Genomic DNA, 19386 nt, shown 5'->3' on the forward strand with positions numbered 1-19386 from the left:
GGTGAGAGTGTGCGTGGTCGGCCAAGGCGGGCGAGAGCACGCGTTTGCCGAGACGCTGCGCCGGACCGCCGATGTCGTGGTGACGCCGGGCAACCCCGGCATCGAGGGCAGCGTGGTGACGCCGCCGAGCGAGATCGATGCCGATCTGTTCGTGATCGGGCCGGAAGGACCCTTGGCGGACGGCTTGGCAGACCGGCTGCGCGCCGACGGACGTCTGGTGTTCGGCCCAGGCGCCGACGGTGCCGCCCTGGAGGGCTCCAAGGCGTGGATGAAGGAAGTGGTCAGCGCCGCGGGCGTTCCCACCGCCGGATACCAGACCTTCGACGGCGATCCGGCGAGTTGCCGGCAAGCGCACGCGTATCTGGAGACACTGTCGCCGCCGTATGTCATCAAGACCAGCGGGCTGGCTGCGGGCAAGGGCGTGCTGGTCACCGACGAACTGGCCGAGGCGCATGCCGATGTCGACGTCAAGCTGGACGGCACTGCATTCGGGGACGCCGGCCGCCGCATCGTCATCGAGGAAGGGCTGACGGGCCCGGAGGTCTCGCTGTTTGCCGTCTGTGACGGCAAGCGTGCTGTGCTCTTGCCGACGGCCGTGCGCGACCACAAGCGTCTCGGCGACGGCGGCTTGGGGCCGAATACCGGCGGAATGGGGTGCGTCTCACCGCTGGCCGACGTCGACCGGGCGGTCTGCTCCGATCTCGGTGCGCTGGCCTTCGAGCCGACGCTGGCCGAGCTGAACCGCCGCGGCGTCGACTACCGCGGCGTGCTCTACGCGGGTTTCATGCTCACGCCCCGAGGGCCACGCCTGCTGGAGTTCAACGTCCGCTTCGGCGATCCCGAGGCGCAGGTCACGCTGCCGCGCATCCGAGGCGACCTCGCCGAGCTGCTGGCAGCAGCCGCGGCAGGAGAGGCAGCCGACTGCATCGACGTCTCCGACGACGTCATGGTGTGCGTCGTCTGCGCTGCCGAGGGATACCCGAGCGATCCCCGGACGGGCGATCTCATCACTGGGATCGAAGCTGCTCGCGCACTGCCGGGCGTGACGGTGTTCTGCGCCGGAGTCGAACGTGCCGCCGACGCGTCGTTGCCGTCCGACTCGCTCGTGACCGCCGGGGGCCGGGTGCTGAACGTGTGCGGCCGCGGGCCTGACGTGGCCACGGCTCGCAAGCGGGCGTACGAAGCCGTCGGCAGCGTCAGCTGGCCTGGCATGATCTACCGGACGGACATCGCCGCAGCGGCATCGCCGCGGGTTTCCCGAACCTGATGAGAACCGTTGTGATGGACATGCACCGGTGTCACGCGAGCGACTGCGGATATCTCCCCGCTGACCGCTGCGGGAAGCGAGACTTGAACCGCCTCGCGCTCATGTGCATCGGCACGCTGCGCGGCCCCTGCCGCGTCGACAACAGCAGGAGTGCAATTCGATGAAAGTCGCGATCTTGATGGGTTCGCCGAACGATGCCCCGAAGATGGAAGCGGCGGCCGAGATGCTCGACCGTTTCGGCGTCGAGCACATGACCGAGGTGATGAGCGCCCACCGAACTCCTGCCGCCGTGGCAGCGTTCGCAACCGAGGCACGGCAAGCCGGGTTCGCGGCCGTCATCTGCGGTGCCGGCATGGCAGCGCACTTGGCCGGGGTCGTCGCCGCACACACGACCCTGCCGGTGATCGGCGTCCCGCTCAGCGGTGGGCTGGCCGACGGCCTTGACGCATTGCTGTCGACCGTGCAGATGCCGAAGGGCATTCCCGTCGCGACCGTCGCGGTGAACGGGGCAGCCAACGCAGCAGTGCTCGTCACTGAGATGCTGGCAGTCTCCGATGAGGGACTGGCCGCCAAGCTGGCCGAGTTTCGCGCTGGCGGCGCCCGGTGAGGCCATCGTGAGTCCGGCCCACGTTCCCAACGTTCTGGCCACGCGTTACGCCTCGCCGGAGATGGCCGAGCTGTGGTCGGCCCGTCACAAGGTGATCCTGGAGCGACGCCTGTGGATCGCGGTGCTCGAGGCCCAGCGAGACGCGGGCGTCGAGGTGCCCGACGGTGCCCTGGAGGCCTATCGTGAGGTGCTCTCGGTTGTCGACCTCGACTCCATCACCGAGCGGGAGCGGGTCACGCGCCATGACGTGAAGGCCCGCATCGAAGAGTTCTGCGCCTTGGCCGGTTACGAGCAGATCCACCGTGCCATGACCTCGCGTGATCTCACCGAGAATGTCGAGCAGTGCCAAGTCCGCGCTGCCCTAGGCCTCGTGTCTGAGCGAATGGCAGCGCTCATCGTGCGGATCGCCGCGCTGGCGTGCGCCTACCGCGATCTGGTGATGACCGCTCGCACCCACAACGTGCCTGCGCAGGCGACCACGCTCGGCAAGCGCTGGGCCACGCTCGGCACTGAGGCGCTCGTGTCGCTCGAGCGCATCTCCCAGCTCATCGAGCGCTACCCGCTGCGCGGCATCCGCGGGCCGGTGGGCACTCAGCAGGACATGCTCGAGCTGTTGGGCGGCGATCGGGCAGCCGTGGACCGCCTGGAGCACCGCATCGCCGACGAGTTGGGATTCGAGCGCGTGCTGGGCTCGGCCGGTCAGGTCTATCCCCGCTCGCTCGACCTCGACGTCGTGGCTGTTCTTGTCGGCGCCGCCGCGCCGCTCGGCAACTTGGCGCTCAGCGTGCGCCTGGGGGCAGGCCAGGAACTCGTCAGCGAGGGCTTCGCTGCGGGTCAAGTCGGCTCATCTGCCATGCCGCACAAGATGAACACGCGCTCGTGCGAGCGCATCAACGGTCTCGTGACCATCCTGCGGGGCCACCTCACGATGGCCTCGCAGCTCGCAGGCGACCAATGGGACGAGGGCGATGTCAGCTGCTCGGTGGTGCGGCGCGTCGTGCTTCCCGATGCCTTCTTCGCGCTCGACGGCGCGCTCGAGACTGCATTCAGCGTCCTGGACGGCTTCGCGGTGTTCGCTCCTCGGATCGAAGCCGAACTGGCCTCATACTTGCCCTTCCTCGCCACGACCCGCCTGCTTGCGGCAGCCGTTGCGGCCGGCGCGGGCCGCGAACAGGCCCACGAGCGGATCGGCGCCCATGCGACGGCGGCAGCGCTGGCGCTCCGCGAGGGCAGCCTCGAATGCAACGACCTCGCAGAACGCATCGCGGCCGATCCCGAACTGAGGCTGAGCGCCGCCGATGTCGCAGCAGCGCTTGCGAAACCCGCGTCGTTCAGCGGCCGTGCAGCCGAACAGGTCGACGACTTCGTGGCCGCTGCAGGCAAGGCGGCGGAGCGGTACGGCTCAGCCGTCACGTATGAGCCGGGCGAGGTGTTGTGAGCCACCCGACAGGCGCCACGCGAGACGGCGTTGAACTGAGTCGATCTGCTGATCTGATCTGAGGAGAGCAATGTGAGCGAACTCGAGCTAGTGCACCGCGGCAAGGTGCGCGAGATGTACCGCGTCGATGACAGGCATCTCCTGATGGTCGCCGGCGACCGCATCTCGGCGTTCGACGTCGTGTTCGACGAACCGGTGCCGGACAAGGGCCGCGTCCTCACCGCCATGACGGCGTGGTGGTCCGATTGGCTGGGCGACATCGCACCGACGCATGTGATCTCGGCCGATCCGGCTGACTTCCCGTCCGCGGCGCGCCGCCCCGAATGGGCTGGCCGGGCCCTGCTGGTCCGGCGTGCGGAGATGCTGCCCATCGAGTGCATCGTGCGGGGCTACATCACGGGTTCGGCGTGGAAGGAATACCAGCGCCACGGCACGATGCACGACGAGCCGATGCCGACCGGCTTGGCTGAGTCGCAACAGCTGCCGGAGCCGGTGTTCACGCCGTCCACCAAGGCCACCGACGGCCACGACGTGAACATCTCGTTCGACGCCGCCTCCGCAATCGTCGGCGCCGAGACTGCTGCCGCGGCACGCAGGCTCAGCGTCGATATGTACAGCTCCGCTGCTGCGCACGCGTTCGAGCGGGGCATCATCATCGCCGACACGAAATTCGAGTTGGGCTTCGTCGACGGTTCGCTGGTGGTTGCCGACGAGTGGCTGACTCCCGATTCGTCACGCTTCTGGCCCAAGGCGCAGTGGAAGCCCGGCGCCTCGCCGCCATCGCTCGACAAGCAGCCAGTGCGGGATGCGACCGAGGCCACCGGATGGAACAAGGAACCGCCGCCCCCGCCGCTGGGGGACGACGTGATCGCGAGCACTCGCGCCCGGTACATCGAGGCCTACGAGACATTGACCGGCGAGTCCTTCGCCGACTGGGTGTCGTGGTCGGCGGTATCCGCGGGAGAGAACGCTTCATGAAGCGTTGGGATGTCCTGGTCGAGGTGTCTCCCCGAGCCGAAATCGCCGACCCAGCCGGAACCACCGTCGAGCGCGCGTTGCGGGCACTGGGATTTTCCGGCGTCACTGGCGTCAGAGTCGGCAAGGCCATCCGCCTGGAGGTCGCTGCGTCTGATGAGTCCGATGCCCGGGCTGTCACCGAGCAGATGTGCGAGCGCCTGCTCGCGAACCCGGTGATTGAAGACGCCAGGATCGAACTGCGTGCGGCCGCGATGCACGACCCCGACTCATGAGCGTCACCGTCGGCGTCGTCCGATTCCCCGGAACCAACTGCGATCTCGACACACTTGAGGCATTGGCTGAACTTGGTGCTGCGACTGAACTGCTGAGCAATGATCAACGATCGCTGCCGCCCGTAGACGCTGTGGTCATACCGGGCGGATTCGCGCATGGGGATTACTTGCGGACCGGGGCAATCGCCAAGCTCTCTCCCGTCATGATCGCAGTGACGTCGTTTGCACATGCCGGTGGCCCGGTCGTGGGCGTCTGCAACGGGTTTCAGGTCTTGACTGAGGCCGGTCTGCTTCCGGGGGCCTTACGCCCCAATGCAGGACTCTCCTTCCTGTGCCAGCAGCAGCGAGTCGTGATGGCGACGGTGGATCATGTGCTCGGACACGGACTATCGCGTTCGGAGGAGCTGAGCATTCCGATCAATCACTTCGCAGGGAACTTCGTCTGTGATGAGCCGACGCTACGGCGTTTGCGCGACAGCGACCAGATCGTGATGCGTTACGTTGATAACCCGAATGGGTCACTGGACGACATTGCGGGCATATGCAACGAAGCCCGCAATGTCGTGGGTCTGATGCCTCACCCCGAGCGCGCCACAGACGAACTCCTGGGTTCGACTGACGGAATCAGATTGCTGAATGCACTGTTGCACGCAGCGACCGACATCCGCCAACTGGCCAACTGGCCAAGAGTCACGCAGCCTGACGGGTCGTAACAGTGGCGGCAGTGACGTTCGCGCGCGCCGACAGCAGTGCGGCGGGACAGAGGGAAGTGTCAGCTGCCCTTGATGATGCCGGCGCGCTCGAGCATGTCCGTCGGGACGCCGAATTCGCGCCACGTTGCGTACTGGATGCCCTTGCGCCGACCGTAGCTGGCAGCGTGACTCACAAACCCCTCTTCGGCAGAAGCCATGTCGGGCTCGACTTGCAGCGCCTCAATGGCTGCTTCGACATCCCGTCGTTCTTGCATGAGCACCAAGCGCTTGATCGGCTTGGCTTCGGCGATCTGCGCGTCAATCGCTTCCCTCTTTGCACTCAGGGATTCGGTGCTTTGCCGCCGACCTGGTTTCGGCCGGTGGGTCTCGAGAGCCTCGAGATAGTCGCGCACTGCCGCGGCTTCAATTCGCCCGGCCGCAATCGCCGCCTTGTGTTCATCGGACATGGTTCGTTCACTCATGATGCCTGTATATCACGGCGGCAGTTCGATGCAACGGAATTGACATGACAGATTCGCCTCGCGCTTCGGCAAGCGTCCATTCAGCCCTCGGTCTCACGGATGCTGAGTTTGATCGCATCTGCGAACTGCTGCAACGCGAGCCGAATCGCCTCGAACTCGCGATGTATGCCGTCATGTGGTCTGAGCACTGTTCGTACAAGTCGTCACGGCGTCACTTGGCCCGCTTGCCGACGGAGGCGCCTTGGGTGCTCGTGGGTCCGGGCGAGAACGCGGGCGTTGTCGATGTCGGTGACGGGATTGCCGTTGCCGTGAGGATCGAGAGCCACAACCACCCCTCAGCGATCGAGCCCTACCAAGGTGCAGCAACCGGCGTCGGGGGCATATTGCGCGACATCTTCACGATGGGAGCCCGCCCGATTGCCCTGGCAGATCCGCTCCGGGTCGGCCCTTTGGACGAGCCGCGAAGCAATTGGATAGCTCAGGGAATCGTCAGCGGGATCTCCGGTTACGGAAACAGCGTCGGCGTGCCCACCATCGCCGGCGAGTTCGTGTCGTGCGAGTCATACCGGGACAACCCGTTGGTGAATGTCGCCGCGGTCGGGATCATGCCGACCGAGCGTCTGGTCCTCGGCCGAGCATCCGAAGTGGGGAGCCTGGCCGTTCTGATGGGGGCCAGCACCGGCCGCGACGGCATCGGCGGCGTCAGCGTGCTGGCGTCGGCGGGCTTTGACGAAGCCGACGACGCTGCCAAACGGCCCAGCGTGCAAGTCGGCGATCCGTTCGAGGAAAAGCGCCTCATCGAGGCGTGCTTGGAAATGCTGGACGCAGGGCTGGTCAGCGGCATTCAGGATCTGGGCGGGGCAGGCCTGACCTGCGCGGCCAGCGAAACAGCGTCGCGCGGCGGCACCGGCATGGAAGTCGACGTCACTGCGGTGCCGCTGCGCCAAGAGGGCATGGCGCCGTTCGAGATCATGACGTCGGAGTCCCAGGAGCGGATGCTGGCGATCGTCTCGCGGGCGAGCGTCGAGGGAGTGCTGGAGATCTGCCGACGGTGGGAGGTGGCAGCGACAGTGGTCGGGTGCGTGACCGGCGACGGGATGCTGCGGGTGCGCGACGGTGCTGGGGGCGAGATTCTGGCCGAGATTCCCGCGGCGACGCTCCATGACGATGCGCCCGTCTACGACCGCCCACTGCGGCCGCCCGACGACCTCGAGGCGCGCCACGGCACCGATCCCGCTGTGGGCGCCGCCGACCATGAGCACGACTGCGCCGGCGACCTGCTGGCGATGCTGGTCGATCCGCGGTGGGTGTACCGCCAGTACGACCATCAGCTGTTTCTCAACACGGTGGTGGGACCAGGCCACGATGGCACGCTGCTGCGGCTGCGAGATCCGCGCACGGGCCGCCCGACCGGCCGTGGCCTCGCGGTCACGACGGACGGCAATCACCGTTGGTGCGATGCGGAGCCCCGTTGTGGCACCGCGATGGTCGTGATGGAATCGGCCATGAACCTGGCGTGCGTCGGCGCTGATCCGCTGGCGCTGGTCAACTGCCTCAACTTCGGCAACCCGACGCATCCCGAAGTGATGTGGCAGCTGTCCGAAGCGATCGACGGCCTGTCCGAGGCGTGCGAAGCGCTGGCTGTGCCCGTCGTGGGCGGCAACGTCAGCCTCTACAACGAGACCAACGGCGAGAACATCTGCCCGACGCCGGTGGTGTGCATGATCGGTGTGCATCCAGCGCCATTGCGTCGGCCGATGCTCGAACACTTGGAATCGGGGACGGAGATTGTCCTGCTGTCGCCCCAGTCCGCCGCCGTCGGCGCCCCAAGCACACCCCCCGCCACCGAGCAGCCTGTCCCGCTGGGCGGGAGCCGGTGGGCGTGGGAGCGTCGGCGCTGCCGTGACGGCGCCCTGCCGGCGGTCGATCTGGGACTGATCGTCGCAACCGCCCGTTTCGTGGCTGGGGCCGTGCGAGCCGAGCTCATCGGGCACGCGCACGATGTCGCCGATGGCGGCATCGCCCTCGCTGTCGCCGAGATGTGCTGCCGTGGGGGCATGGGAGTGCAGGCTCGAGTCCCCCCGCTGGGATCACCTGCACCCGCCGTTCGTGCCATGTTCGCCGAGCCGCCGGGCCGCGTTCTGGCAGCCGTGAGACCTCCCGACGTTGACCGTCTCGCCGCTGAAGCCGAGTCGGCCGGTGTCGGGTGCCGCCGTCTGGGACGCTTCGGCGGAACACGAATCCGGATCGGTCGCGAGGCACAGAGCACTTGGGATGTCGACTTGGCGCTGTCCGACGCCGTCGCCCGTCACAGCGGTGCGTTGGGCAAGTCCTTTGCGGCGCCGATCGACGGGGCAGCAGTGTGAACAACGATCCGGCGGCCGGCGTCGATCTGGTCAAGCCGCGCGAAGCGTGCGGCGTTGTCGGCGTCTACCTGCCGGGCGGTTCCGTCGCCCACCTGTGCTACCTCGGGCTGTACGCCCTGCAGCACCGCGGCCAGGAGTCGGCAGGGATCGCAGTGTCCGACGGCACGCACATCACGGTGGTGAAGGACATGGGCCTGGTAGCCAGCGCCTTTGACGACCGCGTGCTGGCCGGTCTCGAGGGCGACCTGGCGATCGGGCACACTCGGTACTCCACCACGGGCTCCAGCTCGTGGCGCGCCGCGCAGCCCTTCTACCGCGGGCTGGAGGGAACAGAGTTCGCCTTGGGGCACAACGGCAACCTCACCAACACGGCTGAGCTCGCGACCGCGTCCGGGATGCTCGACGGCGTCGTCACCAGCGATAGCGACCTGGTTGCCGAGTTGATCGCGCAGCGTGTCACGGCAACGCCGCAATTCGCCCGTAGCCAGCCACGCGAGGCGGTCACCGCGGCGCTGCTGGACGTGCTTCCCGCCCTGCGCGGCGGCTTCACTTTCGTGGTAGCCGACCGCGACCGCTTGATCGGCGTGCGCGATCCGCATGGCATCTGGCCGCTCTGCTTGGGCCGTCTCGATGTCGAGGTGACGAGCGCTGGTCAGTCCAGCCCCGGCCGGCCCGATGCCGACCGATCCGGCGGCGGCTGGGTGCTGGCTTCGGAGAACCCGGCGCTGGAGGTTGTCGGCGCCACTCTTGAGCGCGAGGTGGCACCGGGCGAGATGGTCGTCATCGACGCTGCCGGGTGCCGGTCGCTGTGGCCGTTCGAGAACGCTGACGCGCCAAGCGAAGTCGCGCCACCACACCTGTGCATCTTCGAGTTCGTGTACTTCTCCCGTCCCGACACCACCTTGGCCGGCCAGAACGTGCACGCTGCCCGCCAGCGCATGGGCACCCACTTGGCAGAGAATGCACCAGTTGAGGCCGAACTCGTGATGCCGATACCCGAGTCAGGCATTCCTGCAGCACAGGGCTATGCACGCGCCAGCGGCATCGCTTACGGGGACGGGCTGGTGAAGAACCGCTATATCGGCCGGACGTTCATCGCTCCCGACCAGCTTGTGCGTTCGCTGGGAGTGAGGACCAAGCTGAATCCGATCAGCTCGAACATCGACGGCCGCCGGCTGGTGGTCGTGGACGACTCGATCGTGCGGGGCACCACCACCAGGTCGATCGTGGAGATGCTGCGAAGTGCCGGCGCGGCTGAGGTGCATCTGCGCATCTCGTCGCCCCCGTACCGCTGGCCGTGCTTCTACGGCATGGACACCGGCACGTCCGACGAGCTGCTCGCGGCCAGCCGCAGTCTCGCTGAGATCGAATCGTTCTTGGGAGTCGACTCGCTGGCATACCTGAGTCTCGACCAACTGGTCGAAGCAACCGGCGTGAGCGGTGGCGGTTTCTGTCATGCGTGCCTGACCGGCGCCTATCCCGTCGAGATCGGCGGGCGGGCACGGGCGGAAGTGTTCGGCAGCGGCGCCGCTGAACCGAGTCGCTCCCTGATCGCGACGGGCAGCGTCCGAACCGCTGGCGTCGCGGAATCCGTCGCAGGATGAACCCCAATTCCTCTGACACTGGTGCCGATGCTGCTCAGACCGACGAACGCGCGCCGCTGACCATCGTCGGGGGCAGAGACGCCGAAGCAGTGAGACTCAGCTGATGAGAACGGACGACGGTTCCGAACCGCTGACCTACGAGCAGGCAGGGGTGAACATCGCTGCCGGCGATGAAGCGGTCCGGCGTTTGGCGTCGCACGCCCGCAGCACATTCCGGCCGGAGGTGCTGAGCGACATCGGGGCCTTCGGGGCGGTCACCGCGGTGCCGGACGGATACAGCGAACCCGTGCTGGTCAGTGCCAATGACGGTGCCGGCACCAAGCCGCTGATCGCGGCGGCGCTCGGTCGGTGGGACACCATCGGCATTGATGTGGTGGCGATGTGCGCCGACGACATCGTCACGCTCGGTGCGCAGCCGCTGCTGTTCCATGACCAGATCACCGCAGGGCGCATCGAGCCTGATGTCACCGAAGCCATCGTGGTGGGGCTGGCAGCCGGGTGTCGCAGTGCCGGATGCGCGTTGGTCGGCGGCGAGCTGGCGGAGCATCCCGACGCGCTGGCTGACGGTGACTACGACATCGCAGGGTTCGCCGTGGGCGTGGCGGAACGATCTCAGCTGCGAGGCCCGATCACCTCCGGCGAAGCGACGCTTGTGGGGCTGGCATCCGACGGGCTGCGCTGCAACGGGTACAGCCTCGCCCGACGCGTACTCCTCGACGGCGTGCCCGATCAGGACGTGCTCAGCGCGCCGGCGTGGCCGGGCGCCGATCATTCGCTGGGCGACGAGATGCTCCGGCCGTCGGTCATCTACACCGCTGCCGTGCTGGCGCTCTTCGACGAATGCGGGGCATTGGGGGCCGCGCACATCACTGGTGGAGGATTGGTCGCGAACGTGGCGCGCATGCTGGGACCGGCGGCTGACGCTGTCCTGCAGCGTGGCACTTGGCCGGTGCCCGAGATCTTCGGCCACATCGCCCGGACAGGCCCGGTGGCGCCCGCCGAGATGGAGCGTGTCTTCAACCTGGGCATCGGCATGGTGGTCGCCGTTCCGCCTTCGCAGGCAACCGCCGCGATCGATGCGGCGCACCAAGCCGGGCATGAGGCCTGGGTGATCGGGGAGATCCGACCGGGCACCGGCAGCGCTCACCTGGTCAGGCCTGACAGCTAGTGCCGCGTCAGCAAACGTTTGCGCGGTTGCTGACGCCGTCGCTTCGCCTGCGAGCAGGCCCTCCAGCGATCCCCGCCACAGCGAAGGTTGCTTGACACGGCACTAGATGATTGGTTCCAAGGGGTTAGTGGTCGTAGTCGGTGAGTGAGCGTGCGGGGCCGGGTCGGTTGGTGGTTTGGTGGCGCTTCGCGTTTGCGCGTGGAGCAGGCCGGTGAGGGTGCTGGCGGCTTAGGCAGGGTTCCCCCAGAGTCGGAGGCGTTCGGCGAGGTCCTCGGAGATCGGCAGAGACATCGCATGTGCCACGACCATCGGCGTATGCGCATGCCATAGTGCGTCATCCAGCGATTTTCTCGGCGATCAAGGACGCAGAGTGGGGCCGCGGTAGCCGGACGTGAATCCGTTCTCTATGAGCAGGTCGTGCATGGTTTGCTCGGCGGCGTCGGTGCTGTCGATGCGGCCGAGCTCGACCTTCGCGAGACGACCGCTCGCTAGGCCGTCCCGTAGTGCGTCGATCCAGCGCAGGTCGGCGGCGGCGGGCTCGAAGGTGTGCAGGGTACGCCCGCCCCGGTCCAGCATGACCAGCGGGACGCCGTCGGCCAGCACGACATGGCCGCCGGCGGTGCGGCTGGGCCGGCCGTCGCTGGGCGGCCAGGCGAGGGCGGCGCCGTAGGGCTGGGCCGGGTCGGCCGCTGCCAGCAGCAGGACGTCGCCGCTGCCCTCCCGGTAGTCGCGCAGCCGCTCCACCGCTGCTGGAGTGGCGAACTGCGCAGCGCCGAGACCTTCGGTGAAGTGGCCGCGGCGCACGCTGCCGCGCTCCTCGAGTGCCCGCAGGATGCCGTAGGCCGCTGCGAAGCCACCCGGATGGCTCTCGGCCAGCACGCCGGGGCGGGTGACGATGCCGTGCCGCTCCAGCAGTGCTTGCGCGGCGCCGTGGGCACGCTCGGTGGGTGACGGTGCCGGTTCGCGCAGCAGCGAGGTCAGCGACCAACGGCCCGCAGCACTCGGCGACCCGGCAACCCGCAGCCGGCCGGGGCGCGGGCGCGGGCCCGAGCGAGTCAGCACTCTCGATCGGCCGCGAGTCGTTGCTGAACGCCGGCCACCGGGTTGCTTGCCCTTGGCTCGGCGCGTGCGCGGGCCCAGAGCTCGCAGCGGGGCCAACGTGTCATTCGTGACGAGTCCCGCCCACACCAAGTCCCACAGCGCGGTCAGCACCCGTGCAGCGAAGTCCGCACTCGACGCCGGCGGCAGCGGTGCCGCCGCCGCGTGAGCCTGCGAATCCGGCTGATCCGAACCGGTGCCATCGAGCTGGTGAGTCTCGTCGCCGCCATGGGCAGATGACCCAGCGGGCACTGCCTCTGCCCCAGCGTCGGCCTCACGGCGGGTCGGGGCGGCGGCAGCCGCGGCGAGCAGGTCGGGCCAGAAGGCGGCACCGTGCTCGTGGAGATGAGCGAGCACTGCCGCTGACACCGGGTCGTCGGGCTCGTCGTCGGGCGGCGGCGCCAAGGTGGCGACCTCGTCGCGCCAGTAGAGCTGGACCCGGCCGTCATTGGGGCCGAGCGAGCCCGCACCGATCCACACCAGCTCGCCGCTGGCCAGCAATCCGTCCAGATCGGCCCCGCTGTAGCGGACCAGTCGGGCCGGCAGCACGTCGGTTTCCAGTATGGATGCCGCCACCGGCGCGCCGGCGAGCTGCGTGATGGCGTCTGCGAGTGCATCAGCGCCGCGCCGCGGCCGGTCGATGCTGTGCCACGCAGCCAAGAACCGGGCGTAAGCGGCCGGTTCGACCGGTTCGACCTCCCGGCGCAGGCGGGCCAACGACCGGCGGCGCACCGTCCGCAGCACCGATGTGTCGCACCACTCGGTGCTCGTGCCGTCGGGCCGGAACGCACCGCGGGTCAACCGCTTGGCTGTCTCGAGCCGATTGAGCGCCGCCGTCACGCGCGCAACCGCAATGCCCAGCCTCCCGGCAACCGCGTCGGCTTCGAACGGCACATGAGTTGCTGCAAAACGAGCCACGAGTTCGTCGAGCGGTTCGGCTCCCGGTGTCAGCACGTCGACGGTGAGCGCGGCGGGCAGGCCCACCGGCAAGGCGCACCCCAGCGCATCCCGGTACCGCGCTGCGTCCTCCACTGCCACATACCGGATCTCGCCTGCAACCCGAAGCTCGACGGCACGACGCTGCGCCAGCAGCTCTGTCAGCCAGCCGGCTTGGACCAGCACGTCCGATCGCACGACAGGCAGCGACTCGCCGGCCGCGGCCGATCCCTCGGCTGCCTGCCCGGCCGACGTGGAGTCCGACACGACATCGGCAGCTTGGGCAGCCTCGTCGGACTCGACGGCGCTGTGTTCGTGCGGTGAGGGCACCGGGGCACTCGGCTCACACCGGTACGACAGCTCTTCGCCTGTGAGATCGCCGACTCGGGCCAGCACGTCGGCGAGTTCGTCGGCACTGCGAGCCCGGCGCCCGTCGGCCAAGCGCTGCAGCTCCAATTCGAGTTCTGCCAGGACTTCCGCGTCGAGCAGCTCCCGCAACTCTTCGGCACCGAGCAGATCGGCCAGCAGGTCACGGTCGAGCGCCAGTGCCGCTGCTCGCCGCTCGGCCAGCGGCGCGTCGCCGCCGTACATGAAGACTGAGATCCAGTCGAACAGCAGGCTCTGAGCCATCGGCGAGGCACCGTCGGTGTCGACGGTGACCATGCGGATCTTGCGGGACCTGATGTCGGACAGCACCTCCGCAAGCGCCGGCACGTCGAACACTTCTTGCAGGCATTCCCGGGATGTCTCGAGCAGCATCGGGAAGCTCGGGTACTTCGCCGCTACCTCCAGCAGTCCTGCCGAGCGCTGCCGCTGCTGCCACAGCGGCACCCGCTCACCGGGCCGGCGACGAGGCAGCAGCAGCGCCCGCCCGGCGACCTCTCGGAAGCGGGACGCGAACAGCGCCGTCGAGGGCAGGTGACCCACGATGGTCTCCCGCACCTCGTCGGGATCGAGCGCCAGGTCGGTCGCATCCAGTACAGGTGCGCCGCCTGCACCTGGCGAGTCCCACGGGGACCCGTTGGGGGCCGCGCCGGTGCCGTCGGGGTCGTCAGGCGGCCAGACATCAGGCAACCGCAGCACGATGCCGTCGTCGCTCCACAGCAACTCGACGCCACCCATGCCGTCGGCGACCGGGGGCCCACCTCCGGCGGCTCGCTGGGCGAACTTGGCCTGCAACGCGATGCCCCACGGCGCATGCACCCGGGCGCCGAACGGGGTGAGGATGCAGATGCGCCAGTCGCCGATCTCGTCGCGGAAGCGCTCCACCACGATCGTGCGGTCGTCGGGAATCACCCCGGTCGCTGATCGCTGTGCTTCGAGGTAACGCAGCACGTTCACCGCGGCTGCACGGTCGAGACAATTCTCTCGCTGCAGCCGCTCCACAAGCCGGGCGGTCGGCTCTGCAGCCTTGGCGGCTCGAGTCGATCGCGTGCCGTTGTCTGGCACCTGGCGCGACGACGACCCCTCGCTGCGCCGAGCCATGACAGCAGCGCGCTCCGCTTGCGCATCGAGCTGCATCAGATGGGATTCGAGATCTGCTGGCAGCTCGTCGCCGATGGTGCGTACGAACGCCCCCACGGCTCGGCCCAGCTCCAGCGGCCGGCCGGGCCCGTCGCCATGCCAGAACGGCATCTTGCCCGGTTCGCCCGGCGCAGGCGTGACCACCACCCGGTCGAAGGTGATCTCGGCGATGCGCCAGGTGGACGCCCCCAGCAGGAACGTCTCGCCCACCCGCGCCTCGTACACCATCTCCTCGTCGAGCTCGCCCACACGCGAGCCGTCGGTGGTGAACACCGCATACAGGCCGCGGTCGGGAATGGTGCCGGCGTTGGTGACCGCTAAGCGGCCTGCCCCCTGGCGAGCCCGCAGCATCCCGGTGGTGCGATCCCACACGATGCGCGGCCGCAGCTCGCGGAACTCTTCGGACGGGTACCGGCCCGCCAGCAGGTCCAGCACCGAGCTGAACACTTCCTCGCTGAGCTGCTCGTAGGGCGCGGCCCGCCGGATGACCGCCAGCAGATCATCGACCGACCAGTCGTTGACCGCCACCATGGCCACCACCTGCTGGGCCAGCACGTCGAGCGGCTGACGCGGGAAGCGGATCGACTCGATCTCGCCGGTGCCCATGCGCTGGGCCACCACTGCCGCCTCGACGAGGTCGCCGCGATGGCGGGGGAAGATCTTGCCGACGCTGGGCTCGCCGACCTGATGACCGGCCCGTCCGATGCGCTGCATGCCGGCAGCCACCGACGGGGGCGAGGCCACTTGGATCACCAAGTCCACCGCGCCCATGTCGATGCCCAGCTCGAGTGAGGAGGTGGCCACGATGGCGCGAACCCGGCCCGCTTTCAGATCGTCCTCGATGCCCAGCCGCTGCTCACGGCTGAGCGAGCCGTGGTGTGCCCGAACCAGCTCGGCGCCCTCGGGCGGCGAGGTGCCCTCGGCCTCCGCGGCGCGGTTCAGCCCGTCCAGATGCAGTTCGTTCAGCCGCGATGCCAGCCGTTCTGCCAGCCGGCGGGCATTGGTGAAGATGATGGTGGAGCGATGCGCGTAGACCAGCTCGAGCAGGCGCGGATGGATGGCCGGCCAGATGCTGTTGGAGTGCGTCTCGGGCACGGGCGCCGTGCCGGGCGATGCCGCGTCTGATGACGACGGCGCGACCGTGCCGGATGCTGATGGAGCGATCGATGGTGCGGCTGTGTCTGATGACGACGCAGCATCTGACGGTGCCATCGCGAGCGGCGGCGCGGCGAAGTCGTCGTCATGATCGACCCGCACGGCGCCATTCGGCGTCGCGCCGGCACTGGCAGCCGCCAAGTCGCCCATGTCGGACACCCCGACGATCACCTCCACGTCGAGTTGTTTGGTCATGCCGGCGTCGGTGATCTCGACCTGGCGCGAATCGGGCCGCTCGGAATCGTTGCCGCCCAGGAAGCGGGCGACCTCTGACAGCGGGCGCTGGGTGGCCGACAGGCCGATCCGCTGCGGCCCCCGTCCCGTCTTGCCGGTCAGCTCGCACAGCCGCTCCAGCGACAGCGCCAAGTGCGTCCCGCGCTTGGTGGCTGCGACCGAGTGAATCTCGTCGACGATCACCCAGCGCACCCACCGCAGCGTCTCGCGCGCCTGCGAGGTCAGCATCAGGTACAGCGACTCGGGCGTGGTGATGGCGATGTCGGGCGGGCGAGTCACGAGACGCCTCCGCTCGGCAGCGCTGGTGTCGCCGGTGCGCACGCCGACGGTCGGCACATGCATTTCGATGCCCAGCCGTTCCGCCGCGAGGCTGATGCCGGCCAGCGGCGCTCGCAGGTTCTTGTCGACGTCGACCGCCAAAGCTCGCAGCGGCGACAGGTACAGCACCCGGGTGCGCTCGGGCCGCGACGGCTCGGGCTCGGACATGACCCGGTCGATGGCCCACAGAAACGCCGCGAGCGTCTTGCCCGAGCCAGTAGGAGCAGCAATCAGGCAATGCCGCCCTTGCGCAATGGCCTCCCATCCGGAGACCTGACACTGCGTAGGTGCCGCAAACGTCGACGCGAACCACTGCGCTGTAGGCGCAGTAAACGCGCCCAGCGCCGGGTGTATCCGGGCCGCAGCGTCGCTGTCAGCAGTCGAGCCAGCCATCGGGACCCATTACTACTGCGGGGGTGTCACACCCACCGCCGGTTCATCAGCTCGGGGCTGCAGGTCCATGTCGGCATCGAAGAACCCGAACGGGACTGTCGGACGCTCCCTTGGGGGCTTACATACAATAGTTGACGACACGGCTGTGATCTGCGGAAACGCTTTTCACATCCATCAACGTTCTTGCTGGTCGCACCGTTGCAGGAAACTATTCTACATAAGCCCCCGAAGGTGCGATCCTAACTGTGGGGTGTCACAGCCAGGACTCGTCAGGGACCGGGTCCCTCCCGGCAGTATCTGATTCATCTGATTCGCCGGGTCAACCCCGGCGGCATCGTTCTCGCCTAGCCCGGCGGGTTGAGGCTGCCGTCGAATCCCTGGTTGTGGCTGCCGTCGCACATCGGCTTCGTGCCCGACATCCCGCACCGGCACAGCGCCACGACCGCGTCGCTGTCGGACAGCGTGTTCCCTTCGTGGTCCGATACCTCGCACGGGCCACGGACCAGCAGCGGTCCGTTGTCCAGCACTGTCACGGTGACGTCAGCCATGTGATTCTCCCGAAGTGGTGTGATGTGCGCCCGAGGGACCCAGTGCAGGCACATCCGGCGCAGCGGTGAGGCCAGTGTTGCACGCCTCAGCACCCCGGGCGATCTCTGTGCTCGGTTGGGCGGTGCTCGATTGTTCGAGGCCCAACGGATCGGGCAGCGGACGGCGCCACACGACGGCAACCCGCTTGGTGGCTCGGGTCAGCGCCACATACAGCGCCCGCAGCCCCTGCGGTTCCTCGTCCACCATGGCAGCAGGCTCCACCACCACTACCCCGTCGGTCTCGAGACCCTTGCACAGCCGCACCGGCGCGAGCGTGACGCTGGGATGCAGCGCCCCGGTGGCGTTGCGGCTCGCAGCGGTGGCACGACCGAAGTCCACCCCGGCGTCGTCCAGCAGGGCTGCGATCTCGTCGATGAACTGGGCGGGCGATACCACCAGCACCGAACCGCCGTCGAGCGCTGCTGCCTCGGCAGTCACCGTGTCCAGCACCGCCTGGGCCATGCCGTTGGGCGAAGCGGCAAAGCGAGGCGGCGAGCCGTCGATGCGCACGGCTTCGGGCGGCACCAGCCCCGGCGCAGCGGCAGCCAGCACCCGATTGGCAAGGTCCAGGCTCGGCTGGGGAATGCGGTAGCTCAGCGTCAGCTCCCGCAGGCGTGGCGCAACCGGACCCTGCGGCAGGTGGCGGAGGATCTCGGTCCAGCTCGAGGGCGCGTGCGCCGAGGTGGCCTGGGCAATGTCGCCGACCAGCGTCATCGAGCTGTTGAGCGACCGGCGGGCGATCATCCGCAGCGCCATCGGCGGCTGGTCCTGGCATTCGTCCACCACGATGTGCCCATAGGTGCGGATCTCGGTGTCGCTGCGGCGCTTGCGCGAGCGCGAGCGGGGACCCAGCACCGCATACGCCTCGTCCAGCAGCGGCACGTCGGCGTCGGTCCACTCGTAGTCGGCCTCGCTGTCGCCTCGGGGGCGGTACAGCTGCTCGGTCTCGTTATCGGCCAGCACCCCGCCGGCGGCCGACCGCAGCAGCGCACGCGAGCCGTAGAGGTCGCGCAACAGCTGTGCGGGGGTGAGCAGCGGCCACATGCGCTCGAACGCCTCCATCACATCGGGGTGGCGGGAGAACCGCTCGCGCAGCTTGCCCGGCTCGGGGCGGCGCCGGTGCGACGCCGACATCGCCGCGTAGACCTCCTGCTCGACATAGGACCGGCCGGCGTTGTGGTGGCGGAACCGGCGGCGGGCCTCGGCCACGATCGCCCGTGACCTGCCTGCCGTGAGCGTCACATAGCCCAAGCCGAATTCCAGGCGCAGATCGCTGCGCAGCGGCCGCTGTCGGTCCCGCACGGCGTTGGCAATCACCCGTGACATGCGGGTGTCGCCCTTGGTGCGGGACACGGCGGCAGTGTCAGCCAGCCGGACCCGCACGTCACCGAAGATCTCGTTGAACAGGTCTGCCAGCACGAACAGGTGAACACCGGCCTCGCCCAGGCTGGGCAGCACACGCTCGACGTAGCGCAGGAACAGCCGGTTCGGGCCGATCACCAGCACGCCCTGGCCGGCGAGCGGGAAGCGGTACGTGTAGAGCAGGTAGGCGGCACGGTGCAGCGCCACGATCGTCTTGCCGGTGCCGGGGCCGCCTTGGCACACCAGGATGCCCTTGCGCGGGCTGCGGATGATCTCGTCCTGCTCGGCTTGGATCGTGGCCACGACCTGCCGCAGCTGGCCGTCCCGCCGCTCTTCGAGCGCCGCGTACAGGGCCCCGTGGGCGTTCAGCCGTTGACTCTTGCGGTCGCCGTCGAGCGCATCGAGGTCGAAGACCTCGTCTTCGAGATCGGCGAGCACCCGGCCGCGGCACACGAAGTGGCGGCGTCGCAGCAGACCGAGCGGGTCGCCCCCGGTCGCACGGAAGAAGGACTCGGCGATCGGCGCCCGCCAGTCCACCACCACGGGTTCCTGATGCTCGTCGGCCACCGCGAGCCGACCGATGTAGAACGTCTCGCTGGCGCCGTTGCCGTCAGGGCTGCCATCCGGGCTGCCGTCAGGCTCGTGGGCATCGGCGCTCGCCTTCGCCAGGCGGTCGATGCGGCCGAACACCAGCGACGACGAGCCCAATTCGAGCTGGCTCAGCCGACCCGCGACCGCATCCTCGATCACGTCGCGTTCGAACCGTGCTTGGCGGGTGCCGCCGCGGCCGACTTCGACCATCTCGCGCAGCCGGGTGGCCCGCTGCCGGGACGATTCCAGCAGGGCATACGCGCGATCGATATGGGCTTGTTCTGCCTGGATTTCCGGATGGCTCACGCTTGGC

Annotated in this window: 13 protein-coding genes; 9 read left to right on the forward strand and 4 right to left on the reverse strand. The window is 68.5% G+C overall.

The features are described from left to right. Position 1 precedes the first annotated feature (1 nt). The 6 genes from purD to purQ all read left to right on the forward strand — a co-directional run bounded on the left by purD (position 2) and on the right by purQ (position 5275). Positions 2 to 1267: a phosphoribosylamine--glycine ligase gene (gene purD / locus ACOGXQ_RS12970; protein WP_419944065.1), complete on the forward strand. Its 1266-nt coding sequence runs from the start codon at positions 2 to 4 to the stop codon at positions 1265 to 1267. 160 nt (positions 1268 to 1427) lie between these two features. Beyond that, on the forward strand, positions 1428 to 1874 hold the full coding sequence (gene purE / locus ACOGXQ_RS12975; protein WP_419944066.1) for a 5-(carboxyamino)imidazole ribonucleotide mutase: 447 nt from the start codon (positions 1428 to 1430) through the stop codon (positions 1872 to 1874). A 4-nt stretch (positions 1875 to 1878) separates the two neighbouring features. Continuing rightward, positions 1879 to 3312: an adenylosuccinate lyase gene (purB, locus tag ACOGXQ_RS12980; protein WP_419947393.1), complete on the forward strand. Its 1434-nt coding sequence runs from the start codon at positions 1879 to 1881 to the stop codon at positions 3310 to 3312. Between the two features lie 114 nt (positions 3313 to 3426). Beyond that, on the forward strand, positions 3427 to 4290 hold the full coding sequence (locus tag ACOGXQ_RS12985; RefSeq protein WP_419947394.1) for a phosphoribosylaminoimidazolesuccinocarboxamide synthase: 864 nt from the start codon (positions 3427 to 3429) through the stop codon (positions 4288 to 4290). Further along, the gene (gene purS / locus ACOGXQ_RS12990; RefSeq protein WP_419944067.1) at positions 4287 to 4562 is read left to right on the forward strand and encodes a phosphoribosylformylglycinamidine synthase subunit PurS; all 276 of its coding nucleotides are present in this window, start codon (positions 4287 to 4289) and stop codon (positions 4560 to 4562) included. The genes ACOGXQ_RS12985 and purS overlap by 4 nt, the downstream gene beginning before the upstream one ends. Continuing rightward, positions 4559 to 5275 carry a phosphoribosylformylglycinamidine synthase subunit PurQ gene (gene purQ / locus ACOGXQ_RS12995; RefSeq protein WP_419944068.1) on the forward strand — a complete coding sequence of 239 codons (717 nt, stop codon included), beginning with the start codon at positions 4559 to 4561 and terminating at the stop codon, positions 5273 to 5275. The genes purS and purQ overlap by 4 nt, the downstream gene beginning before the upstream one ends. Positions 5276 to 5334: 59 nt before the next feature. Here the strand turns inward: purQ and ACOGXQ_RS13000 are convergent, their stop codons facing one another. Next, complete coding sequence (locus tag ACOGXQ_RS13000; protein ID WP_419944069.1) at positions 5335 to 5736, reverse strand: hypothetical protein; 402 nt, start codon at positions 5734 to 5736, stop codon at positions 5335 to 5337. Between the two features lie 44 nt (positions 5737 to 5780). Here ACOGXQ_RS13000 and purL point away from each other — a divergent pair, with 44 nt between their 5' ends. From purL to purM, 3 genes are all read left to right on the forward strand, one after another. Next, positions 5781 to 8102: a phosphoribosylformylglycinamidine synthase subunit PurL gene (gene purL / locus ACOGXQ_RS13005; RefSeq protein WP_419944070.1), complete on the forward strand. Its 2322-nt coding sequence runs from the start codon at positions 5781 to 5783 to the stop codon at positions 8100 to 8102. Then, positions 8099 to 9706, forward strand: coding sequence for an amidophosphoribosyltransferase (gene purF, locus ACOGXQ_RS13010; RefSeq protein WP_419944071.1), 1608 nt, complete (start codon positions 8099 to 8101; stop codon positions 9704 to 9706). The genes purL and purF overlap by 4 nt, the downstream gene beginning before the upstream one ends. Before the next feature lie 103 nt (positions 9707 to 9809). Next, positions 9810 to 10874 (forward strand): phosphoribosylformylglycinamidine cyclo-ligase, encoded by a 1065-nt coding sequence (purM, locus tag ACOGXQ_RS13015; RefSeq protein WP_419944072.1) that lies wholly within the window; start codon positions 9810 to 9812, stop codon positions 10872 to 10874. Positions 10875 to 11231: 357 nt separating this feature from the next. Here the strand turns inward: purM and ACOGXQ_RS13020 are convergent, their stop codons facing one another. The 3 genes from ACOGXQ_RS13020 to ACOGXQ_RS13030 all read right to left on the reverse strand — a co-directional run bounded on the left by ACOGXQ_RS13020 (position 11232) and on the right by ACOGXQ_RS13030 (position 19379). Then, the gene (locus ACOGXQ_RS13020) at positions 11232 to 16532 is read right to left on the reverse strand and encodes an Lhr family helicase (protein ID WP_419944073.1); all 5301 of its coding nucleotides are present in this window, start codon (positions 16530 to 16532) and stop codon (positions 11232 to 11234) included. Between the two features lie 344 nt (positions 16533 to 16876). Beyond that, the gene (locus ACOGXQ_RS13025; RefSeq protein WP_419944074.1) at positions 16877 to 17080 is read right to left on the reverse strand and encodes a CDGSH iron-sulfur domain-containing protein; all 204 of its coding nucleotides are present in this window, start codon (positions 17078 to 17080) and stop codon (positions 16877 to 16879) included. Beyond that, on the reverse strand, positions 17073 to 19379 hold the full coding sequence (locus ACOGXQ_RS13030) for a HelD family protein (protein ID WP_419944075.1): 2307 nt from the start codon (positions 19377 to 19379) through the stop codon (positions 17073 to 17075). Before ACOGXQ_RS13030 ends, ACOGXQ_RS13025 begins: the two co-directional genes overlap by 8 nt. Positions 19380 to 19386: the final 7 nt, after the last annotated feature.

The organism is Candidatus Poriferisodalis sp. (assembly GCF_965208485.1).
Classification (GTDB): domain Bacteria; phylum Actinomycetota; class Acidimicrobiia; order Acidimicrobiales; family Poriferisodalaceae; genus Poriferisodalis.